General features: G+C 40.3%; 13 protein-coding genes, 1 pseudogene and 2 other annotated features. Of the genes and pseudogenes, 11 read left to right on the forward strand and 3 right to left on the reverse strand.

Annotation, left to right across the window (positions count from 1 at the left end; translation table 11 throughout):
* The first annotated feature begins 100 nt into the window (after nt 1-100).
* From thrS to ABES03_RS02000, 7 genes are all read left to right on the forward strand, one after another.
* On the forward strand, nt 101-2,035 hold the full coding sequence (gene thrS / locus ABES03_RS01970; RefSeq protein ID WP_430114694.1) for a threonine--tRNA ligase: 1,935 nt from the start codon (nt 101-103) through the stop codon (nt 2,033-2,035).
* Between the two features lie 172 nt (nt 2,036-2,207).
* Nucleotides 2,208-2,339: a sequence feature (ribosomal protein L20 leader region), on the forward strand.
* A 141-nt stretch (nt 2,340-2,480) separates the two neighbouring features.
* Nucleotides 2,481-2,984, forward strand: a complete 504-nt coding sequence (gene infC, locus ABES03_RS01975; RefSeq protein ID WP_430114714.1) for a translation initiation factor IF-3 — start codon at nt 2,481-2,483, stop codon at nt 2,982-2,984.
* Nucleotides 2,985-3,000: 16 nt separating this feature from the next.
* On the forward strand, nt 3,001-3,201 hold the full coding sequence (rpmI, locus tag ABES03_RS01980) for a 50S ribosomal protein L35 (RefSeq protein WP_308082943.1): 201 nt from the start codon (nt 3,001-3,003) through the stop codon (nt 3,199-3,201).
* 37 nt (nt 3,202-3,238) lie between these two features.
* Complete coding sequence (gene rplT / locus ABES03_RS01985; RefSeq protein WP_308082944.1) at nt 3,239-3,595, forward strand: 50S ribosomal protein L20; 357 nt, start codon at nt 3,239-3,241, stop codon at nt 3,593-3,595.
* Between the two features lie 59 nt (nt 3,596-3,654).
* Entirely contained in the window at nt 3,655-3,924 is a 270-nt protein-coding gene (locus tag ABES03_RS01990; protein WP_430114697.1) for a DUF1294 domain-containing protein, read from the forward strand.
* A 4-nt stretch (nt 3,925-3,928) separates the two neighbouring features.
* Nucleotides 3,929-4,420 (forward strand): dUTP diphosphatase, encoded by a 492-nt coding sequence (locus ABES03_RS01995; protein ID WP_430114699.1) that lies wholly within the window; start codon nt 3,929-3,931, stop codon nt 4,418-4,420.
* Nucleotides 4,421-4,494: 74 nt separating this feature from the next.
* Nucleotides 4,495-5,580 (forward strand): M42 family metallopeptidase, encoded by a 1,086-nt coding sequence (locus ABES03_RS02000; protein WP_430114700.1) that lies wholly within the window; start codon nt 4,495-4,497, stop codon nt 5,578-5,580.
* Between the two features lie 85 nt (nt 5,581-5,665).
* Here the strand turns inward: ABES03_RS02000 and sspI are convergent, their stop codons facing one another.
* Nucleotides 5,666-5,872, reverse strand: coding sequence for a small acid-soluble spore protein SspI (sspI, locus tag ABES03_RS02005; RefSeq protein WP_430114702.1), 207 nt, complete (start codon nt 5,870-5,872; stop codon nt 5,666-5,668).
* A 123-nt stretch (nt 5,873-5,995) separates the two neighbouring features.
* Here sspI and ABES03_RS02010 point away from each other — a divergent pair, with 123 nt between their 5' ends.
* The 4 genes and pseudogenes from ABES03_RS02010 to ABES03_RS02025 form a co-directional block, all read left to right on the forward strand.
* The gene (locus ABES03_RS02010; RefSeq protein WP_430114704.1) at nt 5,996-6,757 is read left to right on the forward strand and encodes a TrmH family RNA methyltransferase; all 762 of its coding nucleotides are present in this window, start codon (nt 5,996-5,998) and stop codon (nt 6,755-6,757) included.
* Nucleotides 6,758-6,817: 60 nt separating this feature from the next.
* Nucleotides 6,818-7,070, forward strand: a binding site (T-box leader).
* A 70-nt stretch (nt 7,071-7,140) separates the two neighbouring features.
* On the forward strand, nt 7,141-8,178 hold the full coding sequence (pheS, locus tag ABES03_RS02015; RefSeq protein WP_430114705.1) for a phenylalanine--tRNA ligase subunit alpha: 1,038 nt from the start codon (nt 7,141-7,143) through the stop codon (nt 8,176-8,178).
* Between the two features lie 11 nt (nt 8,179-8,189).
* Nucleotides 8,190-10,604, forward strand: a complete 2,415-nt coding sequence (gene pheT, locus ABES03_RS02020) for a phenylalanine--tRNA ligase subunit beta (protein WP_430114707.1) — start codon at nt 8,190-8,192, stop codon at nt 10,602-10,604.
* A 304-nt stretch (nt 10,605-10,908) separates the two neighbouring features.
* Nucleotides 10,909-11,751 (forward strand): annotated as a pseudogene (locus ABES03_RS02025) (nuclease-related domain-containing protein); the annotation flags it as partial.
* A gap of 179 nt (nt 11,752-11,930) precedes the next feature.
* Here ABES03_RS02025 and ABES03_RS02030 read toward each other — a convergent pair.
* Together ABES03_RS02030 and rnhC are read right to left on the reverse strand one after the other, a co-directional pair.
* A complete protein-coding gene (locus tag ABES03_RS02030; protein WP_430114709.1) occupies nt 11,931-12,230 on the reverse strand; it encodes a 4a-hydroxytetrahydrobiopterin dehydratase in 300 nt (99 codons plus the stop codon).
* 38 nt (nt 12,231-12,268) lie between these two features.
* Nucleotides 12,269-13,225 carry a ribonuclease HIII gene (rnhC, locus tag ABES03_RS02035; RefSeq protein WP_430114711.1) on the reverse strand — a complete coding sequence of 319 codons (957 nt, stop codon included), beginning with the start codon at nt 13,223-13,225 and terminating at the stop codon, nt 12,269-12,271.
* Between the last annotated feature and the right edge of the window lie 165 nt (nt 13,226-13,390).

The following is a 13,390-nucleotide window of genomic DNA, read 5'->3' on the forward strand; positions in this document are numbered from 1 at the left end:
TGTAAAAATCAACACTGTTCATTAACACAGCCTTATTTTTAAAAAGCGATTGACGGATATTTTTAGTCCTGAGACGCTCAAATTTAAAGGAGGAATTACCATGTCAGACGTTGTTAAGATTTCGTTTCCAGATGGGGCAGTAAAGGAGTTCCCGCGTGGAACAACAACGGAAGATATTGCCGCTTCCATTAGCCCAGGCCTAAAGAAAAAAGCCATTGCTGGTAAATGGAATGGACAGATGTTCGATCTTCGCCGTCCAATTATGGAGGACGGTTCTATAGAAATCGTTGTTCCTGAATCAAGTGATGCGTTAGAAGTATTGCGTCACAGTACAGCGCACTTAATGGCTCAAGCTGTTAGAAGACTGTATCCCAATGTAAACCTTGGTGTAGGTCCAGTAATCGAGGGTGGATTTTATTATGATATGGATCTTGAGGTGTCATTAACACCAGAGGACCTTCCAAAAATCGAAAAAGAGATGGCGAAAATCGTTAATGAAAATATTGAGATTGTTCGCAAGGAAATAAGCCGTGCAGACGCTGTTCAATTATTTAAAGAGGCAGGCGATCCTTACAAGCTTGAACTCATTGAAGCGATTCCTGATGAAGAAACAGTGACAATCTACGAACAAGGTGATTTTTTTGACCTTTGCCGTGGTGTCCATGTTCCTTCAACTGGAAAAATTAAAGAATTTAAACTTTTGAGCATTGCAGGGGCTTACTGGCGCGGTGATAGCAATAATAAAATGCTGCAGCGTATCTATGGAACAGCTTTCTTTAAGAAAGAGGATTTGGCTGAACACCTCCGCCTTCTTGAAGAAGCAAAGGAACGTGACCATCGTAAAATAGGTAAAGAGTTGAGCTTATTTACAACAAACCAATTAGTCGGTCAAGGGTTACCACTATGGTTACCAAAAGGGGCTACTATCCGCCGTGTAATTGAACGATATATCGTTGATAAAGAACAACGACTTGGTTACGACCATGTTTATACACCGGTTATGGGTAGCGTTGATTTATATAAAACTTCTGGTCACTGGGATCACTACCATGAAGATATGTTCCCGATAATGGAAATGGAGAACGAACAGTTAGTTCTACGTCCAATGAACTGCCCACACCATATGATGGTGTACAAAAATAGTATCCACAGTTATCGTGAACTGCCAATTCGTATTGCAGAACTTGGCTTAATGCACAGATATGAAATGTCAGGAGCATTAGCCGGATTGCAACGTGTTCGTGGAATGACTTTAAATGATGCGCACATTTTCGTTCGTCCAGATCAAATTAAGGATGAATTTAAACGTGTGGTTAACTTAGTCCTAAATGTTTACAAAGATTTCAACATTAACGACTATTCGTTCCGCCTATCTTACCGCGACCCACAGGATACTGAAAAATATTTTAACGATGATGCAATGTGGGAAAAAGCGCAAAGCATGCTGAAGGAAGCTATGGATGACCTTGGTTTGGATTATTTCGAAGCGGAAGGCGAAGCTGCCTTCTATGGTCCAAAGCTTGATGTTCAGGTGAAAACAGCACTAGGTAAAGATGAAACTCTTTCCACTGTTCAACTTGACTTCTTACTTCCAGAGCGATTTGACTTAACTTATGTTGGAGAAGATGGTAAGCCTCATCGTCCGGTTGTTATCCACCGTGGTGTCGTATCTACAATGGAACGTTTTGTTGCCTTCTTAATTGAGGAGTATAAAGGAGCATTCCCAACTTGGTTGGCACCTGTTCAAGTTCAAGTAATTCCTGTTTCTCCAGGAGCCCACTATGAATATGCCAAGCAAGTACAGGAACAGCTTCAAAATGAAGGTTTCCGTGTAGAATTGGATGGCCGTGATGAAAAGATTGGTTACAAAATCCGTGAAGCACAAATGCAAAAAATACCATATATGCTCGTTGTCGGTGACAAAGAAGTGGAAGATCATGCGGTTAACGTTCGTAAATATGGTGAGCAAAACTCAGAAACAAAGCCATTTGCTGACTTCCTTGCTGCTATCAAAGCGGAAGTACAAAGAGGATAAATTTTTTAGAAGAGAGGGTCACTCCTCTCTTTCTTTTTTGATTTTGAAAAAAATATATTGAATAATTTTAGGTTTCTTGCTACAATAAATTTCGTTGTCATGAATAAATAGTTCGTTTGACAATACGTCTTTGTTTATGTTATAGTTACAAAGGTTAAATTGAATATGGTTTTGGGAAAAGAAGAAGCACCCGCTTCTCACCTGATTGACGCATCTGGCAGTTGGCAGGTTTTACGTGAACTTTTTGTTTATTTACTTATGTTTCGTAAAGTGTGGGTGTATTCATCCGCACTTTTTTGTTTGTGTACTTAAGAAATAGCACTTATAAAAAGTTTTATACCTGTCGATTCCAACTAGGGTGTCAAATAGTAAGGTGAATCAATCTTGTACCCAAGACGTTGTATTCGTGAAAAAACCTTGGAGGTGGCTAATTATTAGCAAAGACATGTTGTTAAATGAGGGCATCCGCGCTCGCGAAGTTCGTCTGATTGACCAAAATGGCGAACAGTTAGGGATTAAATCCAAAAACGATGCGTTGGAGATCGCCGGACGAGTAAATCTTGATTTGGTACTTGTAGCACCAAATGCAAAGCCTCCGGTAGCCCGGATTATGGACTATGGCAAATTCAAATTCGAGAATCAAAAGAAAGAAAAAGAAGCTCGTAAGAATCAAAAGATTATTACTACTAAAGAAGTTCGTCTAAGCCCAACGATAGATGAGCATGACTTTAATACAAAGCTTCGTAATGCTATTAAGTTTTTGGAAAAAGGCGACAAAGTAAAAGCTTCCATCCGTTTCAAGGGTCGGGCAATTACACATAAAGAAATTGGTCAACGCGTTTTAGACCGTTTCTCTGAAGCATGCAAGGAAGTAGCGACTATTGAGTCACATCCAAAAATGGATGGCCGAAGCATGTTCTTGGTTTTAGCACCTAAAGCTGATAAGTAATAAGGAGGATATTCCAATGCCAAAAATGAAAACTCACCGCGGCGCTGCAAAGCGTTTCAAAAAGACTGGTTCTGGTCAACTTAAGCGTGACCATGCTTATACAAGCCATTTATTCGCGAACAAATCTACAAAAGCTAAGCGTAAACTTCGCAAAGGATCTCTTGTTTCTAAAGGCGATTTCAAACGCATTCGTCAATTATTAACTTACGTTAAGTAATCTCGGACAGATTGATTTATTATAGGAGGGAAATTACATGCCACGTGTAAAAGGCGGTACAGTTACTCGCAAACGTCGTAAAAAAGTTCTTAAATTAGCAAAAGGTTATTACGGTTCAAAACATACATTATATAAAGTTGCTAACCAACAGGTTATGAAATCTTTAATGTATGCGTTCCGCGATCGTCGTCAAAAGAAGCGCGACTTCCGCAAACTTTGGATTACTCGTATCAATGCAGCAGCTCGTATGAACGGTCTTTCTTACAGCCGTTTAATGCATGGCTTAAAGCTTGCTGGTATCGAAGTAAACCGCAAGATGCTTGCTGAATTAGCAGTAAGCGATGCTAACGCATTTGCTGAATTAGCAAACCAAGCTAAACAACAACAAAAATAATTAAAGATATAAAGCCATTCTCTATTGAGGATGGCTTTTTCTATAAGGGGGAGTCAGCTTTGGATAGTAAACTGGTTTTACTTTTGGTCTATGTCATCATGAGCCTAATAGGACTTTTTATTATGGGAGAAGATAAAAAGCGTGCCAAGAAGCATCAATATCGAATTTCTGAGCGGACATTATGGCTGGTAGCAATATTCGGCGGTGCCATCGGAACGACTGCAGGGATGCAGATTTACCGTCATAAAACAAAGCATTTAGCATTTCAAATCGGCTTTCCCTTTCTAGCGGGAGTCGAACTGATACTTTTAATAAAGGCTTGGTGGTGATCGTATGCAGCTAAAAAAACTATTTGAGATGCAAAAGGCATTGGATTCACATATAGAAGAAAAACATCAACTTCAGAATGAGGCTTTATTTGATCGCAAGGTTCTTGCCTTGCTTGTGGAAATTGGAGAATTGGCAAATGAAACTCGTTGTTTTAAGTTTTGGAGTGTCAAGCCTTCCTCCGAGAAAGCTGTGATTCTTGAGGAGTTTGTGGACGGAATCCATTTCATATTGTCACTAGGAATTGAGTGTGGTTTTGATAATATTGAAATTAATTTAACTCGGAAGCAATCAACATCGGATGTAACCGAACAATTCCTAACTGTATACGAGACAATCGGTTTGTTCCAAAAGAGCAGGGAATTTGATGATTATTTAAAGGTTTTTGAAGCTTATTTGCAGCTGGCCTCCTTGCTTGGATTTGATGAGAAAGAAATGGAGCAGGCATATTTTCTTAAAAACGAAGTAAATTATCAAAGACAACAAAATAACTATTAGCAGAAAAATTGTAAATTTACAGTTTTTTTATGTATAATGAAGGTCGGATATACATAATTAGGGGGGCTAAATAAGTGGCAAAACTTGATGAAACATTATCGATGTTAAAAGACTTGACCGATGCCAAAGGGATTCCCGGCAATGAGCGTGAAGTACGCGAAGTAATGAAGAAATACATAACTCCATTGGCTGATGAAGTAACTACTGACGGTCTTGGTAGTTTAATTGCTAAGAAGGTTGGTAAAGAAGGTGGCCCAAAAATTATGGTTGCCGGTCATTTAGATGAAGTCGGCTTTATGATCACACAAATCGACGATAAAGGCTTCTTGCGTTTTCAACCAGTTGGTGGTTGGTGGGGACAAGTCATGCTTGCACAGCGCGTTACTATTGTTACAAGAAAAGGCGATGTGACGGGTATTATCGGGTCAAAGCCACCACATGTTTTATCAGCTGAGGCTCGTAAGAAACCAGTTGAAATTAAAGATATGTTCATTGATATCGGTGCATCTAGCCGTGACGAAGCACAGGAGTGGGGCGTCCGTCCTGGAGATATGGTTGTTCCATACTTTGAGTTTACAGTGATGAACAACGAAAAGATGCTATTAGCTAAAGCTTGGGATAACCGCATTGGCTGTGCCATTGCAATTGATGTATTACGACAGCTGCAAGGCGCTGATCACCCGAACGTTGTTTATGGTGTGGGAGCCGTTCAAGAAGAAGTCGGTCTACGCGGGGCGAAGACGGCAGCTGCTAAAATCCAACCGGATATCGGTTTTGCTGTTGATGTCGGTATTGCGGGTGATACGCCTGGAATTACTGACAAAGAAGCAATGAGCAAAATGGGCAAAGGCCCACAAGTTGTCATTTACGATGCTTCCTTAGTGGCACATAAAGGGCTTCGTGATTTCGTTACAGATACAGCAGAGGAACTAAACATTCCTTTCCAATACGAGTCCATTCCTGGCGGTGGTACGGATGCAGGTTCAATCCATCTAACACATAATGGGGTTCCAGCATTAGCGATTACGATTGCGACCCGTTATATCCATTCACATGCAGCCATGCTTCATCGTGATGATTATGAAAATGCGGTTAAGTTAATTGTCGAAGTAATCAAACGCCTAGACCGTGAGGCAGTTGACAAGATTACTTTTGAATAATAAAAAAGGAAATCCCCGGTGAAAGTCACCGGGGATTTTTTTTGCAAAAAAACTGCCGATTTTAATTTCGGCAGCAGCATGAATTTTACTTTAACCCAGTTTCAAGTGTTTCAAGCATTTCTTTTTTCTCTTCTTCAGAAGAATTCTTCCAGATGATTTCAAATAGAACGCCAAGACCTGGGAGCATTTTTTCCTCTCCATTTTGAATAGCATCTACAATTGTATCTTCTAATTGATCCTGCGTATTACCAGAGACATTGTGAATAATCGCATTTCGCAAATTTAAGTTCATAAAGACACACTCCTTTTTATAACCTTCATTCTTTTATATCATTTCTAATATGTGGTTTTATTATGTATACTTTTTAGGCTATAATGAAAAAATCAGAAGAGTTTTTTTAAAGGAGAACCGGTTTTGAAACATATTGAATCTGTAAATAATCCTAAGGTAAAACAATGGAAAAAGCTTTTAACGAAAAAAGAGCGGGATAAAACCGAATCATTTATCGTGGAAGGCTTTCATTTAGTAGAAGAAGCACTAAAACAAGGAGAACAGGTATTAGAAATTATTGTTTCCGAGAAAGTTGGCCTACCGCCGCGTTGGGATGTAAGTTCTACTCCAGTTACTCTTGTTACGGAGGAAATTTCTGATCTGTTAACAGAAACGGAAGCACCGCAAGGAATTTACGCTGTTTGCAGAATGCCAAGTAAGAGGACGGAGGCTCAGGCGGAAGAAGGTCAAACCTACTTATTGATCGATGCCGTCCAGGATCCGGGAAATCTTGGCACGATGATTCGCACAGCTGATGCAGCAGGGATTGACGCAGTGATCGTTGGGCGTGGTAGTGTGGATATTTATAACTCCAAGGTTTTAAGGTCTGCACAAGGAAGCCATTTTCACCTTCCAATTCTACGTGCTGACCTTCATGAATGGGTGGATAAGCTCCATGAAAAGAATATTCCTGTATACGGGACAGCACTTGAAGGAGCAGCTGCTTACACCGAGATTTCAGGTGGAGAATCTTTTGCACTTATAGTAGGTAATGAGGGAAGCGGTGTCGGTAAAGACATCCTCTCAACAACAACAGCCAATCTTTATATCCCGATTTACGGAAAAAGTGAATCCTTAAATGTAGCCGTGGCAACAGGTATTCTTCTTTATTATTTGAAAAAATAGGCGAAAACTAGTTTGACCTTAAACGGGAAATTATTATATAATAATGAACAATATTGAATAGTAAAAACGATGACGGAGAAAAGTATCTGATTAAGGACCATTTAGGGAGAAAGTGTCGTGACTGAAAACACTTTTATGGAAAGGTTCAGAGAAGTTCACCTCCTGAGTTGGCATCGGGACCACAAGCGGGCACTAGCCCTTTAGTGTAAAGATGCACCGGCCTAAGCCGTTATCCCAATGAAGCGAACACAATGTTTTTATACATACCGTGTTTACAAGGGTGGTACCGCGAATCAACAACCTCGTCCCTTTCCAGGGATGGGGTTTTTTTGTTTGTTTTGGCCGGCCACAAACATAATGACAATATTGAAGGAGGAATAGACATGCAAGAACGTTTAAAGGAATTGCAGGAAGAGGCTATTCAAAAAGTTGAACAGTCAACAAGCTTAAAAGAATTAAATGACATTCGTGTAGCGTATTTAGGCAAAAAAGGTCCAATTACAGAAGTGCTGCGCGGTATGGGTAAGCTTTCGGCAGAAGAAAGACCAGTTATGGGGGCTCTCGCGAATGAAGTACGTGAAGCCATCGCTGTTAAAATTGAAGAGAAACAAAAGGGATTGGAAGAAGCGGCTGTTTTAGAAAAATTAGCTTCTGAAAGTATTGATGTTACTCTTCCAGGACGCCCTGTTAAGGTAGGAAACCATCATCCATTAACAAGAATCATTGAGGAAATTGAAGATTTATTTATTGGAATGGGCTATCAAGTAGCAGAAGGTCCAGAAGTGGAGCAGGATTATTATAACTTTGAAGCTCTTAACTTACCGAAAGGGCACCCTGCCCGTGATATGCAGGATTCTTTCTATATTACAGAGGAAATCCTTCTTCGTACACATACATCGCCAGTACAAGCGCGGACGATGGAAAAGCACCAAGGCAAGGGCCCAATTAAGATTATCTGCCCTGGTAAAGTGTACCGTCGTGATAATGATGATGCGACACACTCCCATCAATTCATGCAAATCGAAGGCCTTGTCGTCGGCGAAAACATCCGCATGAGCGATCTAAAAGGAACCTTAGAGGTATTTGCGAAGAAAATGTTTGGGGACGACCGTGAAATCCGCCTTAGACCAAGTTTCTTCCCTTTCACAGAGCCTTCTGTTGAAATGGACATCTCTTGTAAAATTTGCGGCGGACGCGGCTGTAACGTATGTAAGCAAACGGGCTGGATTGAAATTCTTGGAGCAGGAATGGTTCATCCGAATGTTCTTGAAATGGCTGGCTACGATTCTAAGAAATACACTGGATTCGCTTTCGGTATGGGACCAGAACGAATCGCAATGCTGAAATACGGTGTGGATGACATTAGACATTTCTATACCAATGATGTACGTTTCTTAAAACAATTCTCAAAACATGAATAGGAGGTTACGACATGTACGTTTCATATAAATGGCTTCAGGATTATATTGATTTAACTGGAGTAACGGCTGATGAGCTAGCTAAAAAAATTACGAAGAGCGGAATTGAAGTTGAAGGAGTAGAGATTCTTAACGAAGGTATTAAAGGAGTGGTTGTTGGTCATGTTCTAGAGCGTGAGCAGCATCCAAATGCCGATAAATTAAGTAAATGTCTGGTTGATGTGGGCGAAGAGCAGCCTGTACAAATTATCTGTGGTGCACCAAACGTTGCGCAAGGACAAAAGGTAGCAGTGGCAAAGGTCGGAGCAGTACTACCAGGTAATTTTAAAATTAAACGCGCGAAGCTTCGCGGCGAAGAATCAAACGGCATGATTTGCTCTCTTACTGAGCTTGGTATGGAAGGGAAAGTCGTTCCAAAGGAATATTCGGAAGGAATCTTTGTTTTTCCAGCGGATGCAGAGGTCGGTGTAGATGCGCTTGAACTATTAAATCGTGATGATGAAGTATTAGAGCTTAGCTTAACTCCAAACCGTTCGGATTGCTTAAGCATGCTTGGTGTCGCTTATGAAGTGGCAGCGATTCTTGGCAGAGAAGTAAAGTTTCCAGAAACAAGCTTGGAGCCAACTAGTGAAAAAGCATCTGATTACGTTAAGGTAGTTGTTGAAGCAAGTGATGATAACCCGCTTTACATGGCAAAAATCATTAAGAATGTAAAAATCGGTCCATCCCCACTGTGGATGCAAACCCGTTTAATGTCTGCAGGCATTCGTCCACACAATAACGTAGTCGATATTACCAACTATATTTTATTAGAATACGGTCAGCCATTACATGCATTCGATTATGATCGCCTAGGTTCAAAAGAAATCCTGGTTCGCCGTGCAAACGATGGCGAGAAGTTTGTCACACTTGATGACGTAGAGCGGACATTGTCATCTGAACATCTTGTGATTACCAATGGTACCGATCCTGTTGCACTTGCTGGTGTCATGGGCGGTGCAAATTCAGAGGTAACTTCGGACACAACAACAGTTTTATTAGAAGCTGCTTATTTTAACGGTGGGACTGTTAGAAAAGCATCTAAGGATCATGGATTAAGAAGTGAAGCGAGCGCTCGCTTTGAAAAAGGTGTGGATCCAAACCGTGTCCGTGTAGCTGGTGAACGTGCAGCTTATCTGATGGCAAAGTATGCTGGCGGAGATGTGTTAGAGGGAGCATCAGAGGTCGATACACTTACTGTAGAACCAGCAGTGGTATCGATTACTCTTGAAAAAATCAATCGTGTCCTTGGCACAGAGCTTCATATGAGCGATGTAAAGGATATCTTTGACCGTCTTCAATTCTCAGTTAGTGTAGAGCAGGATACGATTACTGTTACGGCACCGACACGCCGCGGAGATATCCGAATCGAAGAAGATCTATTAGAAGAAGTAGCTCGTCTATACGGCTATGATAACATTCCAAAGACATTACCAATCGGTTCTACTACTCCTGGAAAGCTGTCCGAGTATCAAATGAAGCGTCGAGTGGTCCGTCAGTATCTTGAAGGAGCAGGCTTGTATCAAGCTGTTACTTATTCCTTAACAAGTGAGGAAAAAGCGGCACAATTTGCTCTTGAAAAGCGCGATACAATCCGTTTAGCGATGCCGATGAGTGAGGAACGCAGTATCCTTCGTTTAAGCATCATGCCACAGCTTTTAGAAGTAGTAAAATACAATAGTGCTCGTCAGAATGACAGCTTAGCCGTGTATGAAACAGGTGCTGTATTCTTGGCAAATGGCGGAGATATGCTTCCAACTGAAAAAGAACATGTAGCAGGTGCAGTAACTGGACTTTGGCACAGTCATTCATGGCAAGGTGAGAAGAAGGCAGTAGACTTCTTCGTTGTTAAAGGTATTTTAGAAGGTATGTTTGCGAAGCTTGGCTTATCTGACAAAGTTCAATTTGTTCAAGCACAGGTAGATGGAATGCATCCTGGCCGTACAGCTGAAGTTCTCTTAAATGATGAGAGGATTGGATTCGTCGGTCAAGTACACCCAAGCGTTCAGAAGGAACTTGACTTAAAAGATACGTATGTATTCGAACTATCCTTACAAGCAATCCTTGAAGCTGATGCACCAGTATTACAATACGAAGCGATTCCACGCTTCCCATCTATCACAAGAGACATTGCCCTTGTGGTAAACAGAGAAATGGTGTCAGTCACTTTGAAGGAGATTATTTTAACGACAGGTGCACCGCTTCTTAAAGAGGTTCATGTGTTTGATTTATATGAAGGCGACAAGATGGAAGAAGGCAAGAAGTCGATCGCGTTCTCATTAAAATATGCGGATCCAGAACGTACATTGACTGATGAAGAAGTAACAAAGGTTCACAGCAGCGTTCTTGCGGCATTAGAAGAAAAAGCAGGCGCGGTTTTACGCGGATAATCGTTTTAATAATAGAGAGAGGCTAGCTCGAGGGAATTACTTCGGGCTGGCTTTTTTTATGATTACTTTTCCAGTGAAGTTCTTTTCTTTGTAACAAATTTCGCTAAAAATCGGCAGGGATTTTGAAATTCTTTTAGAAAAACATTATTAAATTGAAAGGAGTGGGAATGATTGGTTGTTAAAGAAAGGAAAATTCCATTAGTTATGCTTATTTTAGAGGCTTTGTCCAGACGGCTACCCTTAAATTATCCTAAATACCAGCAGATTTTAGAGGAATTTAGGAAGGAGGCAAGCTGGTTACAAAGGTGAGGTAAGTCTTGATTATTTTTTACGTTTACTCCCAATGGATAAGTACACAATACTCCACGATTTGAACCTTCCAGATGGTGACTACAACTGTCAAATTGACACTCTCCTCCTAACACAAGAATTCGCCCTTATTATTGAAGTGAAAAATATAGCTGGCAAACTAATTTTTGATACAGAAAATGAACAGTTTATTCAAGTAAATAATGAGAAGGAAAAAGGTTATCCCTATCCCATCGCTCAAGCAGAAAGGCATCGACAGCACCTTGAGAAACTAATGGAAGAATATAAATTTCCACCTGTTCCTATTTTATATCTTGTGGTAATCAGCAATGGTTATTCTTCTTACGTAATCACCGGAAAAAATGCTCACAAAGTAAAGGCTCGAGTATGTAAAGCAGATGTTTTACTAAAAAGAATTTCTAGTATTGAAAATCAGTATTCCAAACCTATTCTCAATGCTAAAGAGATTCGAAAGCTTAGTCGTCTACTCATAAAACTGAATACAATTCCAACCAATTATATTTTTAAAAAATATCAAATTAATAAAACGGATGTATTAACTGGTGTCTTTTGCCCTACCTGCAATCATGTTCCATTGATTCGTAAGAAAAAGAAATGGTACTGCACTTCATGTAACATATACTCAAAAGATGCACATGTAACTGCCCTAACGGATTATTTTTTGCTAATAGATTTAAAAATTACGAATCAGCAATTTCGAGTATTTGCTCATTTGGATTCAATAGATACAGCAGGAAGAATGTTACGATCTGAAAAAAATTTAAAAGCAGATGGGACTAAGAAGATGCGTGTGTATATTCCGGTTAATTTTCCTTGAATTTGTATGAACGCAAATAAAACTAGCTTTATCGCAAATAAACATAGTCTTTTCGCAAATAAAACAGCTACTTACGCAAATAAAAGACGATTTTACGCAAATAAACCTACCAAAACTCGATTAGAAAGTACAAAAAGAGGAAGTCTCTAAGTAAATTACTAGAGACTTCCTCTTTTTTTCTATTTTTCTTTATATTTTTCATAAAAAGCATCATACTTCTTCGCCAAATCCACATCCAAATCAGTCAATCCCCCGGCATTCCACGATGTAAGCCGCAAAGTGACTAATTTATAGTCGATCGCTATAAATGGATGATGGTTGACTTCTTCAGACAACTCCGCAATTTTATTCACGAACGCTACACCTTTTAAGAACTCCTGAAAACGATATTTTTTCACGATGAATTTACCGTCGAGTTTCCAACCGGTTAACTCCGCAAGGCATTGATCAATCTCTGTTAAACTAAGTCTATTTGCCACGATATCCCCTCCTACAATAAGTGTATTCGCCACACTTACTAGAACTTCCTTTTATTCACAAGAGCAAGTGCTTTATCCGTATTAGCAAAGTGCAACTTCACAAAGGATGGGAGAATATCGCGGCCTTTACTTACAATAAGCTTGGCGGCTGCGACATCTACCTGTGCACCAGCACCCTTTGGAATCTTAAAACCTGCTGCTTCACTCAGCTTGTCTATATATTGGACAAAGGCGTAGCGAGCAAGAATACTAGCTGCAGCAACGGCTAAATGAATTCCTTCCGCTTTCGTGCTAAAACATACCTTTTCTTTAGCAACTGCTTTTTGGCCTTTCAGATGCTGAAAATAAGTACTAGACTGTACAAATTGGTCAATGAGGATCGCTTCTGGTTGCTCGGGTGCAATTTTCTCCAAAACATTTAATATCGCCTGATTATGTAGAATCGCCTTCATTTTCCCTTGTGACATCCCCGACTGTTGCAGCTTATTATATTTGTCGTTTTTCAATGTCATTAAGCTAAAGGGAACCACATCCTTGATCACCTTTGCAATCGCAATAATTTTATCATCATTTAAGTCCTTTGAATCCCGCACACCTAACTCTTTTAAAAGTGGAATATGTTCTTTTTTCACATAGGCGGCAACAACGGTAATCGGACCGAAAAAGTCTCCAGTCCCCACTTCATCGGAACCAATCGCAGACATTTGGCTGATACCCGGCGGCAAATCCCCTTTTGCAGAAGTAGGTACCTTTTTCGTTTTAGAAGCGGCCGCAGTCATTGCTGAGGAAGCAACACTGCCCCATCTCCCAGCTTCCTTTTCACTATCATTTCCCTGAAATAACACCTTGCCAGAATTGTATGCAGTGATGACACAACCAGGGGTCTTAGCTGAAAACACGCTTCCAGGTGGATTTTTTTCCAAAAGCTGCTTCGAGTAATACTTCTTCATTTCCGTAATTTCATTAATTCCTAATTTAATTACCACATTTCCCAAGTAAAAAACACCACATTTCCACTTATTATTATCTCTTAAACTCGAGCTATCTCTTAGTTTTTGACTTTGTTAAACTTGCCTGTTGATTTCCGCTCCAGGCACTTCGCTTTCCGTGGGTGTTTCGGCGAGCCTCCTCGGCGCTTGCGCCTGCGGGGTCTCCCCTGA

The sequence above is a fragment of the Neobacillus rhizosphaerae genome (assembly GCF_050477885.1).
Classification (GTDB): Bacteria; Bacillota; Bacilli; order Bacillales; family Cytobacillaceae; genus Neobacillus; species Neobacillus rhizosphaerae_A.

Bases quoted from the DNA above. Each gene is read 5' to 3' on its own strand.
- thrS (WP_430114694.1), top strand. From the start codon at position 101: ATGTCAGACGTTGTTAAGATTTCGTTTCCAGATGGGGCAGTAAAGGAG.
- infC (WP_430114714.1), top strand. From the start codon at position 2,481: ATGTTGTTAAATGAGGGCATCCGCGCTCGCGAAGTTCGTCTGATTGAC.
- rpmI (WP_308082943.1), top strand. From the start codon at position 3,001: ATGCCAAAAATGAAAACTCACCGCGGCGCTGCAAAGCGTTTCAAAAAG.
- rplT (WP_308082944.1), top strand. From the start codon at position 3,239: ATGCCACGTGTAAAAGGCGGTACAGTTACTCGCAAACGTCGTAAAAAA.
- ABES03_RS01995 (WP_430114699.1), top strand. From the start codon at position 3,929: ATGCAGCTAAAAAAACTATTTGAGATGCAAAAGGCATTGGATTCACAT.
- sspI (WP_430114702.1), bottom strand. From the start codon at position 5,872: ATGAACTTAAATTTGCGAAATGCGATTATTCACAATGTCTCTGGTAAT.
- pheS (WP_430114705.1), top strand. From the start codon at position 7,141: ATGCAAGAACGTTTAAAGGAATTGCAGGAAGAGGCTATTCAAAAAGTT.
- pheT (WP_430114707.1), top strand. From the start codon at position 8,190: ATGTACGTTTCATATAAATGGCTTCAGGATTATATTGATTTAACTGGA.